At 69.3% G+C, this 19,633-nt stretch carries 19 protein-coding genes; 11 read left to right on the top strand and 8 right to left on the bottom strand.

Annotated features, from left to right (window positions below):
- Nucleotides 1–710: 710 nt before the first annotated feature.
- The 4 genes from ACFYPR_RS19165 to ACFYPR_RS19180 form a co-directional block, all read right to left on the bottom strand.
- Entirely contained in the window at nucleotides 711–911 is a 201-nt protein-coding gene (locus ACFYPR_RS19165; protein WP_387261260.1) for a hypothetical protein, read from the bottom strand.
- Between the two features lie 21 nt (nucleotides 912–932).
- The gene (locus ACFYPR_RS19170) at nucleotides 933–1,607 is read right to left on the bottom strand and encodes a GntR family transcriptional regulator (RefSeq protein WP_387183251.1); all 675 of its coding nucleotides are present in this window, start codon (nucleotides 1,605–1,607) and stop codon (nucleotides 933–935) included.
- A 70-nt stretch (nucleotides 1,608–1,677) separates the two neighbouring features.
- A complete protein-coding gene (locus ACFYPR_RS19175) occupies nucleotides 1,678–2,619 on the bottom strand; it encodes a 3-carboxyethylcatechol 2,3-dioxygenase (protein ID WP_387261263.1) in 942 nt (313 codons plus the stop codon).
- A 1-nt stretch (nucleotide 2,620) separates the two neighbouring features.
- On the bottom strand, nucleotides 2,621–3,499 hold the full coding sequence (locus ACFYPR_RS19180; protein ID WP_387261265.1) for an alpha/beta fold hydrolase: 879 nt from the start codon (nucleotides 3,497–3,499) through the stop codon (nucleotides 2,621–2,623).
- 195 nt (nucleotides 3,500–3,694) lie between these two features.
- Between ACFYPR_RS19180 and ACFYPR_RS19185 the strand changes: the two genes are divergently transcribed.
- From ACFYPR_RS19185 to ACFYPR_RS19215, 7 genes are all read left to right on the top strand, one after another.
- Nucleotides 3,695–4,810, top strand: a complete 1,116-nt coding sequence (locus ACFYPR_RS19185; protein WP_355138253.1) for a zinc-binding dehydrogenase — start codon at nucleotides 3,695–3,697, stop codon at nucleotides 4,808–4,810.
- 10 nt (nucleotides 4,811–4,820) lie between these two features.
- Nucleotides 4,821–5,420, top strand: coding sequence for a cysteine hydrolase (locus ACFYPR_RS19190; protein WP_354862576.1), 600 nt, complete (start codon nucleotides 4,821–4,823; stop codon nucleotides 5,418–5,420).
- Between the two features lie 196 nt (nucleotides 5,421–5,616).
- Complete coding sequence (locus tag ACFYPR_RS19195; RefSeq protein WP_387261268.1) at nucleotides 5,617–6,438, top strand: 2-keto-4-pentenoate hydratase; 822 nt, start codon at nucleotides 5,617–5,619, stop codon at nucleotides 6,436–6,438.
- Complete coding sequence (locus ACFYPR_RS19200; RefSeq protein ID WP_387261271.1) at nucleotides 6,435–7,397, top strand: acetaldehyde dehydrogenase (acetylating); 963 nt, start codon at nucleotides 6,435–6,437, stop codon at nucleotides 7,395–7,397. Before ACFYPR_RS19195 ends, ACFYPR_RS19200 begins: the two co-directional genes overlap by 4 nt.
- 47 nt (nucleotides 7,398–7,444) lie before the next feature.
- Nucleotides 7,445–8,458 (top strand): 4-hydroxy-2-oxovalerate aldolase, encoded by a 1,014-nt coding sequence (gene dmpG, locus ACFYPR_RS19205; RefSeq protein WP_387261274.1) that lies wholly within the window; start codon nucleotides 7,445–7,447, stop codon nucleotides 8,456–8,458.
- An 893-nt stretch (nucleotides 8,459–9,351) separates the two neighbouring features.
- Nucleotides 9,352–9,873: a hypothetical protein gene (locus ACFYPR_RS19210; protein WP_387261276.1), complete on the top strand. Its 522-nt coding sequence runs from the start codon at nucleotides 9,352–9,354 to the stop codon at nucleotides 9,871–9,873.
- Nucleotides 9,874–9,989: 116 nt separating this feature from the next.
- Nucleotides 9,990–10,640: a hypothetical protein gene (locus tag ACFYPR_RS19215; RefSeq protein ID WP_387261279.1), complete on the top strand. Its 651-nt coding sequence runs from the start codon at nucleotides 9,990–9,992 to the stop codon at nucleotides 10,638–10,640.
- Between the two features lie 219 nt (nucleotides 10,641–10,859).
- Here ACFYPR_RS19215 and ACFYPR_RS19220 read toward each other — a convergent pair whose 3' ends face one another.
- Complete coding sequence (locus tag ACFYPR_RS19220; RefSeq protein ID WP_355067906.1) at nucleotides 10,860–11,246, bottom strand: AEC family transporter; 387 nt, start codon at nucleotides 11,244–11,246, stop codon at nucleotides 10,860–10,862.
- A gap of 279 nt (nucleotides 11,247–11,525) precedes the next feature.
- Here ACFYPR_RS19220 and ACFYPR_RS19225 point away from each other — a divergent pair, with 279 nt between their 5' ends.
- The 4 genes from ACFYPR_RS19225 to ACFYPR_RS19240 are packed head-to-tail and all read left to right on the top strand — an operon-like array spanning nucleotide 11,526 to nucleotide 16,026.
- Nucleotides 11,526–13,793: an FAD-dependent oxidoreductase gene (locus tag ACFYPR_RS19225; protein WP_387261282.1), complete on the top strand. Its 2,268-nt coding sequence runs from the start codon at nucleotides 11,526–11,528 to the stop codon at nucleotides 13,791–13,793.
- Between the two features lie 5 nt (nucleotides 13,794–13,798).
- Nucleotides 13,799–14,110, top strand: a complete 312-nt coding sequence (locus ACFYPR_RS19230) for an antibiotic biosynthesis monooxygenase family protein (RefSeq protein ID WP_354862537.1) — start codon at nucleotides 13,799–13,801, stop codon at nucleotides 14,108–14,110.
- Nucleotides 14,107–15,333: a cytochrome P450 gene (locus ACFYPR_RS19235; protein ID WP_355067910.1), complete on the top strand. Its 1,227-nt coding sequence runs from the start codon at nucleotides 14,107–14,109 to the stop codon at nucleotides 15,331–15,333. The genes ACFYPR_RS19230 and ACFYPR_RS19235 overlap by 4 nt, the downstream gene beginning before the upstream one ends.
- A 27-nt stretch (nucleotides 15,334–15,360) precedes the next feature.
- Complete coding sequence (locus ACFYPR_RS19240; protein WP_354862540.1) at nucleotides 15,361–16,026, top strand: TcmI family type II polyketide cyclase; 666 nt, start codon at nucleotides 15,361–15,363, stop codon at nucleotides 16,024–16,026.
- A gap of 173 nt (nucleotides 16,027–16,199) precedes the next feature.
- Here the strand turns inward: ACFYPR_RS19240 and ACFYPR_RS19245 are convergent, their stop codons facing one another.
- The 3 genes from ACFYPR_RS19245 to ACFYPR_RS19255 form a co-directional block, all read right to left on the bottom strand.
- Nucleotides 16,200–16,712 (bottom strand): hypothetical protein, encoded by a 513-nt coding sequence (locus ACFYPR_RS19245; protein ID WP_355067912.1) that lies wholly within the window; start codon nucleotides 16,710–16,712, stop codon nucleotides 16,200–16,202.
- A gap of 458 nt (nucleotides 16,713–17,170) precedes the next feature.
- Nucleotides 17,171–18,694 (bottom strand): glycerol kinase GlpK, encoded by a 1,524-nt coding sequence (glpK, locus tag ACFYPR_RS19250; RefSeq protein WP_387183276.1) that lies wholly within the window; start codon nucleotides 18,692–18,694, stop codon nucleotides 17,171–17,173.
- Between the two features lie 42 nt (nucleotides 18,695–18,736).
- Nucleotides 18,737–19,504: an IclR family transcriptional regulator gene (locus tag ACFYPR_RS19255; protein WP_354862546.1), complete on the bottom strand. Its 768-nt coding sequence runs from the start codon at nucleotides 19,502–19,504 to the stop codon at nucleotides 18,737–18,739.
- Nucleotides 19,505–19,633: the final 129 nt, after the last annotated feature.

Raw genomic sequence — 19,633 nt, forward strand, 5'->3', positions numbered from 1 at the left:
CGCTACCAGCTTCGCCTGGCCGCTCGGGCCCGGGAGATGGTCGACCAGGGTACCGCCCTGGAGGCTGCCTGCCGGATCATCATCCTCGAAGACCAACTGGAGGAAGCTCTGCGGCAGAACCAGCAGCACGGGACAGGCAACGCGACTGACCGGACCACTGACGGGTGAGGTCGCCGGCTGGCGGTGAGCGGGCCGGCCCGCCAGTGCGAACCACCTCGTGGCCGCCCCTACTCCTGCTCGTTGGACCTCTTGCCATCCCGGCCGCCGGCCGGGTTGCGGTACGAGGCCGGGGCCCGAGGCGCCGCTCATCGCTATCGTGCAGCCGCCCGCGCGGTCCGAAGTGCCGAGTTCGGGCGGCGGGCAATCGACGTCGCTCGTCCCCGCAGCGTGCTCGGCATCGTGCGGGACCGCGGCCCGTTGCCGATCATGCTGCGCGTGGTGGGACGCGGGTGTGGCGGTAGTCGCGGAGAATCTTGAAGGTCTTCATGTGGGCCGGAGCGGGGGAGCAGGTTGGGGAGCAACAGGGGTGCACTGAACGGCCTGCAACTGCACCGAACGGCACTCAACGGCGCGTAGCTGCCCCACCCCTAGCTGCGGCTTCTCGTCTGTGCAGGTCAGAGTCGGTGCAGCGTCCTGCTTACGCTCGAAGGCGTCAGTGACGGGAGCGCCCTCTGCTTTCGGAGATCGCTGCGCGGGTGCGGAGTGGGCGATCAGTCGTCCCCGTCGAACTCGGTTTCGTTGACGAGGCCGCCCAGGGGCCCAAGATCGCGGAGGGTGTAGCCGTAGGGCGGGCGCCCGCCCAGGTAGCGGCCCTCGAGGAGGGTCTGGCTTTCCGACCGCCGACCAACGCCGATCATGGGACGCCCTCGCGTCTGCTTGCTATCCCGCAACGCGATGTCGGCGACAAGCACCAACTCCGATAGTAGCTACGATCAGTCGGCGAAGAGCCGGGTGATGGATCGGATGTGGTGGTCCATGGCGGCTCTGGCGACGGTGTCGTTGCGATCCCGGATTGCGGTTCGTATCAAGTCGTGGTCGTGATTTCGGGCATCGACGGCGCCAGCGATGGGTGCGGCGCCAGCGAAGCCGTACATCAGGAAGTCTGACAGTACCCACATGCGCTGGCTGAGGTCGGCTATGAGCGGCGAACGGGCCATCCGGTGGATGACCCGGTGGAAGACGGCGTTGTGCTGGAAGTAGTCGCGACTGCGTTGGGCGACCTCGGGGGTGTGTTCCGCTTGATGTAGCAGCTCGAGCGCGTGGTCGAGCTCTACGAGTTCCTCGGGAGTGTGTCGATGGGCCGCTGCTGCTGCGATGTCACCCTCGAACGAGCCGAACACGCCGAAGAAGTCGCGCGCCTCCTGCTGGGTGTACTGCCGGACAACACAGCCGCTCTGGGGCACGATCTCCACGAGTCCCATCGTGGCGAGTCGTCGCAGCGCCTCCATGACGGGTTGTTTGCTGACCCCGAACTCTTCCTTGATCGCATCGATCGGCACGCGGGAGCCGGGTGGGTACGTGCCCTCGACGAGCTGTTCTCGCAGGCGGTCGAACAGCAGACGTCCCAACGGGACGTCTGTTCTTCCCGATTCGGTGGCTATGCTCATCGCGGTTCCCAATCTCAGGTGCTGGCGCTGGGCACAAGCCAACCATGTCGACGAGTCTCGTCGGTCGTGCTCAGTCGAGGGTCACAGTGGTCAGGCCGAAGCCCGCAATCAGCTCACGGATCGGTCGGTAGTAGCTGTACTGAACGCTGTAAGCGCCACAGGATCCTAGTGCGGCATAGGCCGCGATCCAGGACCGCACCTCGTGTGAGGAGTTCCCGGCGATCCTGGCCATCTCCTCTGGCGTCCACGCATCCAGGCTGGTCAGGTCACCCGAGGCGAGGGTGGCCATGAGGGCGCGGTCCCAGTCGGGGGCGAGGTCCTGGATATCGGCGGTGCCTGCTGCGAAGGCCCTGGCGGTCTCGACGACGCGCTGCTCTCGTTCCTTCCGCCAGCCCGGAGTCGCGGGCAGATGGTGACCCAGCAGGACCCGGCGCTGCTCAGGCGTGGCAGTTGCCAGTCGAGCGACGGGCGGGTCGTGGGAGAGACCGCCAGAGGCGATGAGCAGGGTCCTCATCTCCAGTTGGGCAACATGACGGCCGACTGCTTCGCCGAGAAGCCGGACTCGCTGGAGCGGGGTGAAGGGTGGTGCGACGGAGTTGAGGAAGATCGGCACCACGGGGCGGGCGGCGATGTCGCCGAAGAGGATCTCCATGGGCTGGACCGCGCCGTGGTCGAGCTCCATTTGAAGGGAGACCGCGAGGTCGATGCCTGCCGACATGACGGCCTCGGCGATCCCTCGTGCGATCTCCTCTGGCACGTTGAGGGGGCCCGGTTGGGTGCCGTAGTCGCCGACGCTGCTCGCCGCATAGCCGATGCAGAAGGGCGGCATCAGGTTGTAGAAGAAGCCGTTGTAGTGGTCCGGCCCGAAACTGATCACAAGCTCCGGGTCGAAGTCCTCCGCGAAGCGCCGGGCGGTCGTGAACGCCTGATCGAGCTCGGCTGCCACCCCAGCCTCGAGGTCGGCGTGTTCGAGCAGAGGGCTGTGAGAGGTGGCAATCAGTGCAACGGTCATCTCACACTGCTTCGTTTCCGAGCAGGAAGTCCAGGTGCACGCGGTTGAACACCGCGGTCTGCTCGTACTGTGGCCAGTGGCCGGCGTTTTCGATGACCTGCAGGCGGCCGTTGGGGATCAGCTCGGCGATGCGCCGGCCCTCGTCGACCGGGCCCGAGGGGTCCTTGGTCGTCCAGATCACCAGCGCCTCCGCCTTGATCGCACGCAGGTCGTCGTCGCTGAGCATGTTCCTCTTGCGTGTCTCGAGGTCCTGCAGAGCCATGTTCATCCGGCAGGCCCGCGGCCAGTCCGGCTGCTGGAAGATCATCTGGCGGGTCTTGATGAGGTCGGCGGTGACCATGGACGGGTCGGCCATCAGCCACTCCAGGCGCGCCTTGACCCGCTCCCAGGACGGGTCCTCCGCGGCCTGCATGGACAGCGTGTAGAGGCGCTCCATCACCTGCGGGTTGGCCATCGTGCCACCCATGGTGTTGAGCGCGATCCGCTCCACCTTGTCGGGATAAAGTTGGGCGAAACGGGCCGTTACCCAGCCGCCCAGCGATTCGCCGCTGAAGTACGCCTTGTCGTAGCCGAGCGTGTCCATGACGTGGTGGACCTGGTCGATGTAGTGGGGGATCTCCAGAGGGTGGTCGGGCTTGGCCGAGTAGCCGTGCCCGATGAAGTCGATGGCGTAGACGTTGAAGTGCTCGGCGTGCGCCTTCAGGTTCCGCACGTAGGCCTCGGCGTGACCGGTGACACCGTGCAGCATGAGCAGCAGTGGCTTGTCCTGCGACCCTGCCTTCAGGTAGCGGGTCCGGTAGGGCCCCGCCTGGATGAAGCCCTGGCTGAACTCCACCTGGGCGAGGTCTGACCACACACTGGTGAACTCACGCTCGGTCATGTCCGTCCTTCCCCTCGACGTCTCAACTAGCATGCTAGCTGGCCGATGTAATGTCCATACCGGGTGGCGCGCGATAGAGCTTTTGCAAGGTGGCAGTTGTGGTAGCGATCACCTCGTGCCACGATGTGGCATGCCAATCTCCGGCGGCCCCGTTCCCCGGGAGGCTGCCGAACGCTACCTGTGAGGAGTCCGAACATGGCAACGATGCGAGCCGCGCGGCTGCACGAAGTCGGCGGCAAGTTCCAGATCGACGAGATTGAGAAGCCGGTCCCGGGTGACCAGGACGTGATTGTCCGCGTCGAGGCGGCGGCCATCGTCCAGAACCTGCGCAACGTCATCAACACCTACCCGACAGTCAAGCCCTTCCTCCCCCTGCCGCAGCTGCCTGCTGTCTTCGGCATGGACAGCGCCGGCGTCGTCACCGAGGTCGGTTCCCGGGTACGCAACCTCAAGCCCGGCGACCGGGTCTACATCAACCCGGGCCTGGATTCCGGGGACTCGTGGGCCGCCCGCAACGGCGAGCCGATGAACGACCCGGCCTACACCTTCATGGGCTACTTCGGCTTCGGACCGGAGTCCGCCGAGATCCACAAGGACTATCCGTACGGCGGGCTTGCGGAGTACGTGAAGGCGCCAGTCAAGAACGTCATCGTCATCCCGGAGAACGTTCCGCTCGACCACGCCACGCGCTTCGGCTACCTGGGCACGGCCTACAGCGGCCTACGCAAGGGCGACGTCCGCGCCGGCAGTAGCGTCCTGATCCACGGTGCGACCGGGACTCTCGGCGTCAACGCCGTCCTCCTGGCGCGCGCCATGGGGGCAACCCAGATCTTCGCCGTGGCGCGCAACAAGGAGCGCTTGGAGCGGGTCCGTCAGATCGACCCGGCACGCATCAAGGTCCTCTCCTTCGGCGAGCAGGAGGTTGGTGAGTGGGTCCGGTCCCACACGGATGGACGCGGCGTCGACGTGTTCCTCGACGCCACCGGTGACACCGCGACGGCTGACGTGACGATGGCTGGAATCTGGGCGCTGCGCCGTGGAGGCCGGATGGTCAGCATCGGCGCCATGCCCGAGGACCTCCCCATCCCCATGTACCGGCTCATGACCATGCACATCAGCATCATCGGGTCCCTGTGGTTCACCACCGCCGAGGGCGAGGACATGGCCCGGATGGCGGCTGCGGGCACTCTCGACCTGAGCCACCTCGACGCCTACCACTTCCCGCTCGAGCAGGCCAACGAGGCCGTGCAGGCGGCGGCCAACCACCGCGACGGCGGATTCGCCAGCGTCATCGTCCAGCCCCACAAGTGAGGACCCACTGATGAACCAGCTCAACGCGTCCAAAACCGCGCTTCTCATCGTCCACCTCCAGCACGACATCGTCACGGAGGGGACCGCCTTCGGGACGATCTTCTCTGCCGAGTACACCGCCCGCGACGTCATCACGAAGGTCAACGCCGCGGCAGAGCACCTGCGCGACAGGGGCGGAGTCGTGGTTCCGCTGCGTATCGCGTTCGCACCCGATCACTCCGACCTGAACCCCACGCTTCCGCTGCTGCAGATGGTGGCGCAGGCAGGCTGTCTCAAGGACGGCACGGAGGGCGCAGCCCTCGTTCCCGACCTCACGGTCACCGACTCCGACGTGGTCATCACGCACAAGCGACCGGGCCCGTTCACCGACTCCGCACTGGCCGACCTCCTCACCGAGCGCGGAATCGAGAACGTCATCGTGTGCGGCGTCGCAACCAACGCATCTGTCGAAGGCGCCGTGCGACAGGCCGCCGACCTCGGCTACCACACCGTGGTCCTTTCGGACGCGTCATCCGCCGCGGACGCCGGCGCCCACGAAGCATCTCTGGGCTCGATGGGGCTGTTCGCCGCCGTCGCAACCGTTGACGAGTTCACCTCTCAGCTGTCTTGACCGCTCGGCGCGCCAGCGAATCGCCCGCGCGCGCCATCTTCGGGGTCTCCGGCCATGCCTGCCGCATTTCCGGAGACCCCGACGCTCCACAGCAGACACCGGACGCGTCCGCCCATCGCACGTCGTACCGATGACAGCGGTAGCCCAGCCGCGGGCCTGCCCGAGTCCTCGGCGGCGACCCGACACGAGGACACAGATGACCCAGATACCCACAAGCACCGATCGGGCCGCCGCCATCACTCAGGCGGCCGACCGGCTCGAATCCGCAGCGCGCAACGGCACGGCGTGCGAGCCGGTGCGTGACCTGCTCGGTGACAGCGACATGGAGCTGGCCTACGCGGTACAGCAGCGACTCACCAGGAACCGGCTCGCTGCAGGCGCGCGTATCGTCGGCCGCAAGATCGGCCTCACCTCTCCCGCCGTACAGCAGCAGCTGGGGGTGGACCGGCCCGACTTCGGGGTGCTGTTCGACGACATGGATGTCTCCCACCTGCCCGTAATCCCGAGTGGGCGACTGCTCCAGGCCAAGGCGGAAGCGGAGATCGCGTTCGTACTGGGAGCGGACCTCAACTCCGAGAACTTGTCGGTCGACGTCGTCCGTGCCGCGGTTGACTACGCCGTCGCCGCGCTGGAGATCGTCGACAGCCGGGTGGCGGACTGGGACATCCGCATCACCGACACCGTCGCCGACAACGCTTCCAGCGGGCTCTACGTGCTCGGCTCGCAGCGGGTGACGCTCACCGACTTCGAGCCGGTCGACGTCACGATGCGGATGTACGTCGACGACGACCTGGTGTCCGAGGGCTACGGCGCCGCGTGCCTCGGCGATCCGCTCAACGCGCTGCTCTGGTTGGCTCGTACCACCCGTGAGCTCGGCGAGCCGTTGCGTGCCGGCCAGGTCGTACTCTCCGGCGCGCTCGGCCCGATGGTTGCCACTCCCACCGGCGCCAGGGTCCGAGCCGAGATCTCCTCCCTCGGCACCGTGACCGCCACGTTCTCGGCGAAGGAAATGCGATGAGCAAGATCAAGGTGGCCGTGATCGGCTCCGGCAATATCGGCACGGACCTGATGGTCAAAGTGCTGCGACTCTCCGAAACCCTCCAGATGGGCGCGATGGTCGGCATCGACCCGGAATCCGACGGTCTGGCTCGAGCCCGACGGCTAGGCGTGCCCACCACCCACGAGGGCGTGGACGGGCTGATCGCAATGGACGGCTTCGACGACATCGAGATCGTCTTCGACGCCACTTCCGCCTCCGCACACGTGGTCAATGCCAGGAAGCTTGCCCCCTACGGCAAGAAGATAGTCGATCTCACCCCCGCTGCGATCGGCCCGTACGTAGTGCCTTCGGTCAACCTCGATGAACACCTCGACAGCGACGTCGCCAACGTCAACATGGTCACCTGCGGTGGCCAGGCCACCATCCCGATCGTGCACGCCATCTCCAGCGTCACACCGGTCCCCTACGCCGAAATCGTCGCCTCGATCTCGTCCCGCTCCGCCGGGCCGGGCACACGCGCGAACATCGACGAGTTCACCGAGACCACCAGGGCAGCGATCGAGAGGGTCGGCGGCGCCCTGCGCGGCAAGGCCGTGATCATCCTGAACCCTGCCGAACCCCCGCTGATCATGCGCGACACCGTCTTCGCGCTCATCGGTGATGCCGACCACAACGCGATCCGCTCCTCGGTGGTGGACATGGTCAAGCAGGTCGCGGCGTACGTGCCTGGCTACCGCCTGAAGCAGGAGGTTCAGTTCACCCCCATCCCGGACGACGAGCCGGTGCACACGCTGCTCCCCACGGGTGCCGGACCGGCGACGACCAAAGTAACGGTGTTACTCGAAGTCGAGGGCGCAGCGCACTACCTGCCCGCCTACGCCGGCAACCTCGACATCATGACCTCCGCCGCGCTCCGCACCGCGGAGGCCATCGCCGCCCGCCTCACCACCAAGGTCGCCCGTGAGGTGACCCGTTGACGACCCCTGCCGACCGAGAGACCAACGCCATGACCGGCTCCGCCCCCGTGAATCTGTACATTCAGGACGTCACCCTGCGCGATGGAATGCACGCCGTGCGCCACCGGGTCTCGCCGGACGACGTCGCGAAAATCGTCGCCGCCCTCGATGCCGCAGGCGTCGACGCGATCGAGGTCGCCCACGGTGACGGCCTCGCCGGGGGGTCACTCAACTACGGCCCCGGGTCGAACAGCGACTGGGAGTGGATCGAGGCCGCGGCCGACAACATCAAAACCGCCACTCTCACTACCCTGCTGCTGCCCGGCATCGGCACGGTCGCAGAACTCGAGCAGGCCTACCGGCTCGGCGTCCGCTCGGTGCGGGTCGCGACCCACTGCACCGAGGCCGACGTATCCGCCCAGCACATCGCCCACGCCCGCGACCTCGGCATGGACGTCTCAGGCTTCCTGATGATGAGCCACATGGCCCCGGCCGACGAGCTGGCGAAGCAGGCGAAGCTCATGGAGTCCTACGGAGCGCACTGCGTCTACGTCACCGACTCAGGCGGTCGCCTCACCATGAACGGTGTACGCGAGCGGATCCGCGCCTACCGGGACGTCCTCGACCCCCAGACCGAGATCGGCATCCACGCCCACGAGAACCTTTCGCTGTCGGTGGCCAACTCGGTCGTAGCAGTCGAGGAGGGCGTGACCCGCGTCGATGCCTCTCTGGCCGGTCATGGTGCCGGAGCTGGCAACTGCCCCATCGAGCCGTTCATCGCCGTGGCCAACCTGCACGGATGGACCCACCGCTGCGACCTTTTCGCGCTCCAGGACGCCGCCGACGACCTCGTCCGGCCGCTCCAGGACCGCCCGGTACGCGTGGACCGCGAGACCCTCACCCTCGGATACGCCGGCGTCTACTCCAGCTTCCTCCGGCACGCCGAGGCAGCCTCGAAGCACTACGGCATCGACGTACGCACCATCCTGCTCGAGGTCGGTAAGCGGCAACTCGTCGGCGGACAGGAGGACATGATCGTCGACATCGCGCTCGACCTGCTGGCCTCTCGCGCGGCGAGCTGAGTCTCGCCCGGGGATGGTGTCCGCCGCTGTACGGTGCTAAAACGCCATGGTCCGCCATTCCCCCGCAGCGGATCGCAGTCGGGGACCTGCCAGCGGATGTGGTCGTCGGGCCAAAACAGGGCCGGCCGGTGGTGTCAGCGGCGGAGGCTGTCAGCAAGGCGCCCGTTGACGTGGGAAGTGCGGTTTGTGGCCGGTCGCGACCAGTAGCGGCCGACGGTGCGTTCGGACTTGCCGATCCGTACGGCGATGTCCGCCGGGTGCAGATGAGGGCCGCAGCGGCGCCAGTAGGCGACCGTGGTGGCGGTGCTCGTCGCCCTCGGACACCAGTATTTGTGGAGATTCGCGAGATCAACCGATCCTTGCGAATCGGCAGACGACGACACGAAGCATCCACGCGCATGGCGAACATCGAGGGGCGGTTCCGCCCGAGCTGATGCTCGTGCAGCCGTGCTGGTGGCGGCTATGAGTTGCCAACGTCGCCGTCGAGAAACTGTCCCTACCGGCAGCAACCCGTCACCTGTGCGGCATCGGGCAACCCGCGCGGAACCGGGGCGAGGACGAGCAGCGGGATTCGGGGTCGCCGGACCGGCGCCGACCGGGCATGATCCTTTAGGCACCGAACCCGGCGGGCCCTCCGTCCTGTGCGGGAAGATGCGCGACACCCAGCTCATCTGGCCTGGCAGAGGCTTGGTCGCGCCGCTGAGGGGAACACTTTGCACTGCACGAAATGCGGAACCGAACTCGAAGGTCCCGGCCAAGGCCATACGTGCCGGTCCTCGACACCTCCACCCGCGCCCAGGACAGCGGGTTGGGACATCGCGACCTGGTTCGTAGCCGGTTTCGCCATTCTCTTCGCCCTAGCCGCGATCGCCGCAGCGATCCTCGGCAGCGCCGTGAGCGACCGTGCCCGCCCGCTGCCCCCGTCCGGAACCGGGGCGGCGATCGGTTACGTCCTGGCCAACCTGACTCTGATCGTCGCCGTCATCGGCCTGGGGATCAGCGGACTGATCTGGGGCCGCGGCACTCGTCAGATCGCCGAGGCGCACGGCTCCTCGGGCCGCTCGTACAGCCGCCACTGGGGCATACGCGTCTTCTCCTCCTGCGTCGTCTTGAGCGCCGCCACGGCCTGGTTGGCCGCCGACCGAACCGCCCCGCCCGTCCTGTTCGGCCAGGCAGCCCTGCGTACCCTCGGAGCCGCCGCGCTGATCGGCGGCGTGCTGCACAGCCGAAGGCGGGTTCTGCGGCTGATCGCCCACGTCGACCGCGTCGTCGCCGGACACTACTCAGCCGTCACCGGGCAGGACCCGGCGTGGCCGTTGTCGCCCACTCCGACCAGCGACGACTGGAACGCCAGCCAATGGGACCCGGACGTGTTGCGCGACATCGAAGCCCGCCGTCACCGCGACAGAACCTGATCTCGAGGTGCGGCCGGTCGCCAGCGCGACGACGGTCGCGTACGGCGGACATCCGGATCTGCGGCATCGAGGCGTGCGACTGCGGGTTGATGTGCGCGATCGGATAGGTTGCCGGCGTGGATATCCAGGTGCTCGAGGGTGCGTTCGTTGAGGTGCCGACGGCCGATGCCAGCGGCATGGACCGGCGGGCATTCGGCGAGTTCGTGGGGCCGCGTGGGGAGTTGGCTTCGTACGCGTTCGGCTGGACCACCGGCTCGGACCCGCATGTCGCCCGACTGTCCGTTGGGATTGGTGTCGGCAATCCGGGTGGTGGCACCTTCCACGCCGTCGTCTTCGTGAACGACGGTGGTCATGCGTTCTCCCTGGTCGACGAGCCGTTTGAGCGGGTCCCGCAGGGCGGCCCGGACCTGACCGCGGAGCAGTCGCGTGCCCACGAGGACCTGCCGTTCGTTTGGTGGGTCACCGACCATGTCGTGGAGCACGACCGGCGAGCCTGGTGGATGCGGCACTGGTTGCTTGGCACGGTCTGTGTCCAGACCCCTGAGGTGTTCGAACGTCATGAGCCTGTCTTGTTCGTCAGTCACGATGCGGACGACGGGGTCTGGCAGTTGGTCGGAGCCACCGACGCGAGCGGCAGCAACGGCAAAGTCGGGCACCTGCACCATGCCGTCGACGAGGACCCCAGCCTCATCGATGTTCTTGACCTGCCAGGTGGGCGCAGCGTGTCACGCGCGGGCGTCGGGAAACCCTGGACCGACAACGTCTGATCCAATCGCGGATTTCTCCTACCGCCCGTGTGTCGTTAGCCGAGACCCACGGCTCACAGGTATCCGGATCTGCCGCCGACATGGCGCAACAGCCGTCCGTCCACTCTCACTCAAGATCGCTCGCTACATCACCAGGCGATGATCGTGGCCGCAGACGTGTCCGCCAGCGCCATGGTCGGCGTGACTCACCAGGATTGCTGAACGAGTCAGCCGGCGGACCTACCCGAGCAGCGCCGCCGCCGCGGCCAGGGTGCCCAGCGACAGCGTCGTGGTCACCACCACCGCCCGGTTGGCCACCGCCTCGCCGACGCCGTACTCCTGGCCGAAGATGAACGTGTTCTGCGCTGTCGGCAGGCCCGCGCACACCACCACGGCGAGCAACTGTGGCGCCGACAGGTGCAGGGCCAGCCCGGCCGCGTACGCGATGACCGGCTGTGCGACGAGCTTCAGCGCGGTGATCACGGCCAGCTCGAGCTTGGTCGGCTCTGCTCGCGACGGCGCCGTGCGGTGCAGCGACGCGCCGAGCGCGACCAGGACGGCCGACGTGTCCACGGTGCGTACCGGGCGGCCGGGGGTTGCCCACGTGTACGTCGATCGGGGAGCCACGCGTTCAGCCTCGCATCCCGTTAGGACCGAGAAAACATGCCGTCGGGCCGGGGCAGCTACCCAAGCGCCGGGCCTGCCAGGCACGGGTATCCAAGTCGTAAGGAGTCATGCCCAAGGAGATAGTTACATGACGGCGGCTTGCCGGGAGGGGGTGGCGTTCCGGCCGCGTCACCGCACGGCCACACCGCCCGGGCCGCCGGTGACGACCGGGTGACGCGGACTCTGGCAGGGTCGCGGCACGTGGACGGCACGGTGCGAGGGGGCGGCATGATCAGGACGATGCTCCGGCTGCGAGCGCGGCCCGGCTGCGCGCCCGCGGTGGGGCCGGCCTGGGAGGACGTCGCCGGACAGCTCGGCGCGCTCCCCGGCGGCCTCCGGCACGAGCTGCTGCGGGACGCGCTGGACCCGTACGGCTTCGTCGTGGTCACCGAGTGGGCCGACGAGGAGGCGCTGCGCGCCTACCGGGACGGGCCGGTGGCCGCCCGCCTGTCCGACCTGCTCCGGCCGCTGACCGAACCGGCCGGCCCGCCCGACTACCCGCCGATGGTCGAGACCGGCGACGGGACCGGCCCGGTCTACGTGGACGTGGAGCTGACCGTGCCGAGCGCCCGGCTCGCCGATTTCCATCGCGGCTACCCCGAGGTGGTGCGGCGGATGACCGCCGTGCCGGGCTACCGGCGTGAGCAGCTGCTCCGCGAACCCGGCTCGGACGTATACCACATCTTCGCCGAGTGGGACACCGCGGCCGAGTTCCTCGACTGGATCGGCGACCCGGCTCACGCCTCGGCGCAGGCCGGGCCGATCGCACCGTTCCTTCTCGACATCCGACGCCGCCTGTTCCACGTCGTGCCCGATGGGGACGGCCGGCGACTCGACACCACAGGCAGGGAGGCCGATGTGCAGAGGACAACGGACGTACTGGTCGTCGGGGCGGGCCCGACCGGGCTGACCGCCGCCGTCGAGCTGGCCCGGCGTGGCATCGACTGCCGGGTGATCGACAAGCGGGCGACCCCGGCCGGGCAGGCCGACAAGGCGATCGGCGTGCACTGCCGCACCATGGAGATCTGGGAGGAGCAGGGCGTCGTGCGGGAGGCGATGGACGCCGGCATCTGGCTCACCGGCAACATGGTCTTCGTCAACGGCGAGCAGACCCACCGGATGAGCTGGGAGCTGCCCGGCCTGCCCTACGACCACCTCGGCCTGCCCCAGTACGAGACCGAACGCATCCTCACCGCCCGGCTGGCCACGCTCGGGGTGCGCCCGCGGCGCGGCGCCGAACTGGTGGACTTCACCCAGGACGCGGACGGCGTGACCGCCACCGTGCGCACCGCCGACGGCGCCACCGAGACCGTACGCGCGGCGTACCTAATCGGCTGCGACGGCGCGCACAGCCGGGTCCGGGACCGGCTCGGCCTCACCTTCACCGGCGGGCTGGGCCAGTTCCCGCAGCTGTTCATGCTGGTGGACGTCGATGTGGACTGGGACATGCCCGACGGTCACCTGCTGCGCTTCCTGCACACCACCGACGGGCGGATGGACGGGATGCTGGTCTGTGTGCCGCTGCGCGGCGAACACCGCTACCGCATCGCCACCCTGGCCCCACCCCGGTTCTTCGCCCGGACCGGCGGGCAGGACGCCCCGCCCGGCTTCAGCGAGGAACTCGGCGAGCCGACCCTCGACGACGTGCAGGCCGCCCTCGACCGCCTCGCCCCGCCCGGCACCCGGGCGACGAACCTGCGCTGGTCGTCGGTGTTCCGGATCAGCCACGGCATCGTCGACCGCTACCGCCACGGCCGGGTCTTCGTCGCCGGCGACGCCGCCCACCTGCACCCGCCGGCCGGCGGCCAGGGCATGAACACCGGCATCCAGGACGCCTGGAACCTGGCCTGGAAACTGGCCCTGGCGGTACGCGGGCTGGCCGCCCCCGGTCTGCTGGACAGCTACGAGGCCGAGCGGCGCCCGGAGGGCGAGGAGATCGTCGGCCGCGCGGTGCGGCTGGCCGGCACCGAGGAACTGGACCGGGCCGACCTGGAACGGCAGTTCCTCCAGGAGATGTCCCTGCTGCTCAGCTACGCCGGCAGCCCGCTGGTCGGGGAGACCGTCTCCGACCCGGCCGGGCTCGGTGACGCGCCCCGTCCCGGCGAACGCGCGCCGGACGTCGAGGGTCTGCGCCGGCGCGGCGTCGGGCATCCGCTGCGGCTGCGGGACCTGACCCGGGGCACCCGGCACACGCTGCTGCTCTACGCCGACGCCACGGCCGGCGCGACGGAGCTGGCCGGGTTCGCCGACCTGTGCGCCGACGCGCGGCGGCAGGCCGGCGGGGAACTCGACGCGTACCTGCTGCTCGACCCGGACGTCGCCGAGCCGCGCCTGGCCGACCCGCCGATGCTGCGCGACGGCGACCGCCGGTTCCGCGCCGGGTACGGCCTGGCCGGCACCGGGCTCTACCTGATCCGTCCGGACGGGCACGTCGGCTTCCGCGGCGCCCCGGTCGACGCCGACGCGCTGCGCAAGCACCTGCACCTGGTCTTCGGCGGGGCGCGGTGAGCCGGGTGCGCACGGTCCTGGCGATGCGGACCCGGCAGGGGTGCGAGGAGCGCTTCGAGGCGGAGTGGCGCGCCGCCGCCGAGGAGATCCGCACCCTGGACGGCTGCCTGCACCAGGACCTGGTCCGCGACGCCGACGACCCGAGCAGCTATCTGGTCATCAGCGACTGGGCGGACCGGGAGCGGCTGGACGCCTTCGGCCGCAGCGCGCACCGGGACCGGCTGCTGCGCGTGGTCCGGGAGCTGCGCGAGTCCGCCGAACGACACACCTACCAGGTGCTGCACAGTGTGAACAGCGAGCCGGGGGAGGCCCGATGACCGACGACGTGGTGCCGGCGAGCGAGCTGTACACGGAGGCGTTCGCGGCCAATCCCTATCCCACCTTCGCCCGGCTGCGTGCCGAGCGGCCGGTCTGCCCGGTCGGCTCGCCCCGGTTCGACTCGTGGCTGATCACCAGCTTCGACGACGCGCGCACGGCGCTGACCGACCCGCGGCTGTCCAAGGACCTCTACGGGCCCGACCAGCACTACCTGCGGATCTTCGGCCCGAACTCGGAGGGCCTGAACCGCAACATGCTCAACTCCGACCCGCCCGAGCACACCCGCCTGCGCCGGGTGGTGTCACAGGCGTTCGCGCCGCGGCGGATCGAGGCGTTGCGGCCCCGGGTGGCCGCGATCGTCGACCAGCTGATCGACAAGATGGTGCCGCAGGGCGAGGCGGACCTGATGCGGGACTTCGCAATCCCGCTGCCGATGACGGTCATCTGTGAGCTGCTCGGCGTGCCGCCGGTCGACCACGACCGGGTGCTCGACTGGACCCAGGTGATCCGCACCTCCGGCTCGACCAGCCGACCCCCGGCCGAGGAACGGGCGGCGGTGCAGGAGGCCCAGCTGCGGCTGCACCACTACCTGGCCGACCTGGTCCGGGCCAAGCGCGACGACCCGGCCGACGACATCATCGGCGCGCTGGTGGACGCGGTCGACCGGGACCACACGCTGTCCGAGGCGGAGCTGGTCACCACCACGTTCCTACTGCTGTTCGCCGGCCACCAGACCACCGCCGACTTCCTCGGCAACGCGGTGCTGGCGCTGCTCACCCACCCGGAGCAGTGGGAGCTGCTGCGGACCACGCCGAGGCTGCTGCCGACCGCGATCGAGGAGCTGCTGCGGTTCGACGGCCCGCTGCCGGTGGCCAGCCCGCGCATCGCCACCGAGGACGTCGAATACCAGGGGGTACGCATCCCGCGCGGCGCGATCGTCGGGGTGGCGATCAACGCGGCGAACCACGACCCCGCCCACTTCACCGACCCCGACCGGCTCGACCTGCGCCGGGTCCGGGGCCCGCACCTCGGCTTCGGCCACGGCGTGCACTACTGCCTGGGCGTCTCGCTGGCCCGGATGGAGGCGCTGCTCGCGCTCTCCGCGCTGCTGCGCCGGCTGCCCGGGCTGCGGCTTGCCGTCCCGCTCGCCGAGGTGCGCCGACTGCCCGCCGCCTCGCCCTTCCGCGGCCTGCTGGAACTGCCGATCACCTTCACCGTCTAGCCCGCCTACCCAGCCAAGGAGCACGTCATGGTCTTCCGGAACGTGATCGTCTGCCACATGGTCCCCGGCAGCGACGAGATCGTCGGCAACGTCTTCGGCCACTACGACCAGGCCACCCGGCCCCAGGATCTCGGCGTCATCGGCCGGTACCTGCTGTCGCACCACGACCTCTACCTGCACGTGATCGAGCGCGAGCAGGACCCGCGGATCTCCGGGCAGACGCGCGGGCTGCCCGCCTTCCAGAAGATCGCCGAGGAGATCGGCCCGTACGTGACGCCGTACCCGCGCTACTGGAAGAACCCGTCGGACTCGGTGGCCAAGGAGTTCTACCACTGGGCGCCGGAGGGCGAGCCGCCCGAGGACACCACGCTCACCGTGATCGTGGGGCGGATCAAGCCGGGCGCCGAGCCGGACGTGGCCCGGGTGTTCGGCGAGTCGGACGCCGGGTCGCTCCCGACCGACCTGGGTGTCACCGGACGCTGGCTCTACTCCATCGACGATGTCTACGTGCACCTGCTGGAGCAGGAGTCGTCGGCGGCCGAGGCGACCCGGGACCAGCACGCCGAGAAGCCGGCCTTCGGCAAGGTGATGCAGGATCTCGGCCCCTACGTGGAGCCGTACCGGCCGGACCTCTGCCACGGCCCGCAGGACCAGGTCGCGACCGTCTTCTACCGTTGGCGCGCGCAGGACTGAACCCGCGCCGAAACCACTATTCGTCGCACCCCCTTACGCCGGGCTGAAGCCGAGGCGTACGGGGTGTGACGGGCGGCGTCGTCCATCGCGACCAGTGCGGCAGGCCGCACGGACACGCGAATCGGCGGTGACCGTCCGGGTGAGGGTCACCGCCGATTGCGTGGTCGAACCGGTCAGGTGGCCGAGCAGGCGGTGTCCAGCTCCTTGATAGCGGCTTCCAGGGCCTTTTTGCTGGGCTTGGCGCCGGCGGACTTGTTGTACGCGTCGCTCAGGCCCATCATCTCGTTCTGGATTTTTTCGCTGGCGGCGGTGACTGCCTCGTTGGCGCCCATCGAGTGCGCCAGGATCGCGACCGAGCCGGCGGCCCACTGGGCACTGACCGCGAAGTGTCCGGCTGGCGGGCCGATCTTCTCGGCCTTGGTGACCTTAGCCGCGTTGTCCTTGATGTCCTTCTTGATGTCGGCGCAGGCCTTCACTGTGGCCGCGTCGTTGGCCGCGGTGCTGGTCGCGGTGGTGGCCGCACTACCGGTCGGGGCGGCGCTCGAGGCCGCCGGGGACGGCGAGGTTGCAGTGCCCGCAGATTCGGGCTGCGGATCGCAGCCGGACAGCGCGATTGCCGCCGCAACGGCCGAGCCAGTCAGGACGAGTCGAGTTCGGTTCATCGATGTTTCCCCCATGATCTTCATGTTCGGCGCACGCTACCAGCCCTGGTCGGACGGGTCGGATCAATTAGAGGGCCGACGAGCACGGAGCCCTAGGTCTGGAGCTGGATGCGGGGCGCGTGGTGACTGTGGACGACGGGTGCCGTAGTGCTCGCACGTGTCGGTCCGTGGGCGGCGAAGGTTGGTCTGCGTCGAGAACGTCCCCGACCGGACCGGTTCCGGGCAGAGGTAGCCGAGGTGCAGTTGCACCCATGGAGTGCGGGTGCACGCCGCCGTGGCGGGCGGTGAGGCGGCGTGAGCCAGACCGTCGCTGGCCGGGCTAAAGGTAGGGCCGGCCCGTCCGCTAGCCCCGACGTTCGCCGAGTACGTGCCAGTGGTGGCCGCCGCGGTGTCGCCGTTTAATCCTCGGGCGTACGGCTCGAACGGGAATCGGGTGGTGCAGGCATGGGGGATCGGCGTATCGATGAGGTGGCCCCCGAAGGTCATTCGTTGGCGGCCCGGGCCTCGGGCTTGATCCAGCCGAAGGTGCGCTCCACCGCGCGCTGCCAGTTCTCCCGTTCCTCGGCGCGCACGGCGTTGTCCATCTTGGGCACCCAGCGGGCGGCGGGGTGCCAGTTGCTGCGCAGCCCCTCCAGGTCGGGCCAGTAGCCGACCGCCAGCCCGGCGGCGTACGCCGCGCCGAGGGAGACCGTCTCGGCGACCATCGGGCGCACCACGGGCACCGCGACCACGTCGGCGACGAACTGCATCAGCAGGTTGTTGGCGGTCATCCCGCCGTCCACCCGCAGCGCCGTCAACTCCAGGCCGGAGTCGGCGTTCATCGCGTCGACCACCTCGCGGGTCTGCCAGCCGGTGGCCTCCAGCACCGCGCGGGCCAGGTGCCCCTTGGTGATGTACGAGGTGAGCCCGACGATCACGCCGCGCGCCTCGCTGCGCCAGTGCGGCGCGAACAGCCCGGAGAAGGCCGGCACGATGTAGCAGCCGCCGTTGTCGTCCACCGTGCGGGCGAGGGTCTCGATCTCCGGCGCCGAACTGATCAGCTCCAGCCGGTCGCGGAACCACTGCACCAGGGACCCGGTGATCGCGATGGAGCCTTCGAGGGCGTAGACGGCCGGCTGCCCGCCGATCTGGTAGCCGACGGTGGTGAGCAGCCCGTGGCTGGAGTGCACCGGCTCCGTGCCGGTGTTGAGCAGCAGAAAGCTGCCCGTGCCGTAGGTGCACTTGGCGTCGCCCGGCGCGAAGCAGGTCTGGCCGAACAGGGCGGCCTGCTGGTCGCCGAGCGCCGCTGCGATCCGCACGCCGGGCAGGACGGCGGTCGCGGTGCCGTACACCTCTGACGAGGAGCGGATCTCGGGCAGCATGGCGGCCGGGATGCCGAAGAAGGCCAGCGAGTCCGGGTGCCAGCCGAGCGCGCGAAGGTCCATCAGCATGGTCCGGCTGGCGTTGGTGACGTCGGTCAGGTGCAGACCGCCGTCCGGGCCGCCGGTGAGGTTCCAGATCAGCCAGCTTTCCATCGTCCCGAAGAGCACCTCGCCGCGCTCGGCCCGCTCGTACAGCCCGGGCGTGTGGTCGAGCAGCCAGCGCAGCTTGGGGCCGGAGAAGTACGTGGCCAGCGGCAGCCCGCAGTGTTGCCGGAGGTCCTCGGCGCCGGGTGCCCGGGCCAGCGTCTCCACCAGTGTGTCGGTGCGGGTGTCCTGCCAGATGATCGCCGGCGCCACCGGGACGCCGGTTCGCCGGTCCCACACCACTGTGCTCTCCCGCTGGTTGGCGATGCCGATCGCGGCGACCTGGCCCGCGACGATGCCGGCCTGGGCGAGGGCCCTGGGCACCACCTTGCCGACGTTGCGCCAGATCTCCAGCGCGTCGTGTTCCACCCAGCCGGGCCGGGGGAAGTGCTGCTGGTGCTCCCGCTGCGCCACGGAGACGAGGTTGCCCCGGCGGTCGAACACGATGCAGCGGGTCGAGGTGGTGCCCTGGTCGATGGAGACGACGTAGCTGTCAGTCATTCCTCGTCCTCTCTGGGCGGATGGCGGGGCAGGGTGGACGGATCACCAGCGCGCCGCGCCGAGGTCCCGGGACACCGCGCGTGCGGCGTCGCGGACGTACGCGACGAGCGTCGGGCGGGGGTGGCGCTGCGCGTCGCAGACGCGGTCGACCGGGCCGGAGAGCCCGATCGCGCCCACGACGAGGCCGCCGTAGCCGCGGATGGGCGCGGCGATACCGGCCTCGCCGAGGGTCATCTCCTCGATCTCGGCGCCCCAGCCGTTGTCCCGGATCGCGGTCAGCGCCCGGCTGAGGGTCCGGGCGGTGACCAGGGTGCGCCGGGTGTACGGCTCGGGTTCGCCCTGCATGACCGCGTTGGCGGCGCCGACGTCGTAGGCGAGCAGGACCTTGCCGAGCGCGGTGGCGTGTGGGGGCAGCAGGGACCCGACGTCGAGGGTCTGCAGGGTGTCGTCGGGCCGGAAGACGTGGTGGACCACCAGCACCTTGCCGTCCAACAGGGTGCCGATGCGGACGGCCTCGCCGCTGCGCGCGGCCAGCGGGTCGGCCCAGTTGATGGAGCGTGAGCGCAGTTCGTTGACGTCGAGGTAGCTGGTGCCCAGGTGCAGCAGGGCCGCCCCGAGCTGGTACTTGCCGGAGGTCTTGTCCTGCTCCACGAAGCCGACGTCCTGGAGCGTGCGGACGATACCGTGCGCGGTGCCTTTGGCCAGGTCGAGAGAGCGGGCGATCTCCCCGATGCCGAGGCGGCCGGAGCTGCTGGCCAGCAGGCGGAGGATCGCCGCGGCCCGCGTGATGGACTGCACCTGACCCGGCATGGGGCGGAATGCTAATCGCGTTTTGGCGGCCGCAACAGTGTTCGGCATTGTCGACCGAGGTTCGTTGACCCGGCACCGAGGGTTTCCTACGGTTCACCGCACAGTGACGTTACTGCACCGCGGCGTCAC

Origin of the sequence: Micromonospora sp. NPDC005254, from assembly GCF_042872525.1 — a bacterium.
Taxonomy (GTDB): Bacteria; Actinomycetota; Actinomycetes; order Mycobacteriales; family Micromonosporaceae; genus Micromonospora.

What these genes read in the sequence shown, in the direction of transcription:
- ACFYPR_RS19170 (WP_387183251.1), bottom strand. Translation starts at nt 1,607, where the DNA reads ATGAGCATAGCCACCGAATCGGGAAGAACAGACGTCCCGTTGGGACGT.
- ACFYPR_RS19175 (WP_387261263.1), bottom strand. Translation starts at nt 2,619, where the DNA reads ATGACCGTTGCACTGATTGCCACCTCTCACAGCCCTCTGCTCGAACAC.
- ACFYPR_RS19180 (WP_387261265.1), bottom strand. Translation starts at nt 3,499, where the DNA reads ATGACCGAGCGTGAGTTCACCAGTGTGTGGTCAGACCTCGCCCAGGTG.
- ACFYPR_RS19185 (WP_355138253.1), top strand. Translation starts at nt 3,695, where the DNA reads ATGGCAACGATGCGAGCCGCGCGGCTGCACGAAGTCGGCGGCAAGTTC.
- ACFYPR_RS19190 (WP_354862576.1), top strand. Translation starts at nt 4,821, where the DNA reads ATGAACCAGCTCAACGCGTCCAAAACCGCGCTTCTCATCGTCCACCTC.
- ACFYPR_RS19195 (WP_387261268.1), top strand. Translation starts at nt 5,617, where the DNA reads ATGACCCAGATACCCACAAGCACCGATCGGGCCGCCGCCATCACTCAG.
- ACFYPR_RS19200 (WP_387261271.1), top strand. Translation starts at nt 6,435, where the DNA reads ATGAGCAAGATCAAGGTGGCCGTGATCGGCTCCGGCAATATCGGCACG.
- ACFYPR_RS19225 (WP_387261282.1), top strand. Translation starts at nt 11,526, where the DNA reads ATGCTCCGGCTGCGAGCGCGGCCCGGCTGCGCGCCCGCGGTGGGGCCG.
- ACFYPR_RS19235 (WP_355067910.1), top strand. Translation starts at nt 14,107, where the DNA reads ATGACCGACGACGTGGTGCCGGCGAGCGAGCTGTACACGGAGGCGTTC.
- ACFYPR_RS19240 (WP_354862540.1), top strand. Translation starts at nt 15,361, where the DNA reads ATGGTCTTCCGGAACGTGATCGTCTGCCACATGGTCCCCGGCAGCGAC.
- ACFYPR_RS19245 (WP_355067912.1), bottom strand. Translation starts at nt 16,712, where the DNA reads ATGAAGATCATGGGGGAAACATCGATGAACCGAACTCGACTCGTCCTG.
- glpK (WP_387183276.1), bottom strand. Translation starts at nt 18,694, where the DNA reads ATGACTGACAGCTACGTCGTCTCCATCGACCAGGGCACCACCTCGACC.
- ACFYPR_RS19255 (WP_354862546.1), bottom strand. Translation starts at nt 19,504, where the DNA reads ATGCCGGGTCAGGTGCAGTCCATCACGCGGGCCGCGGCGATCCTCCGC.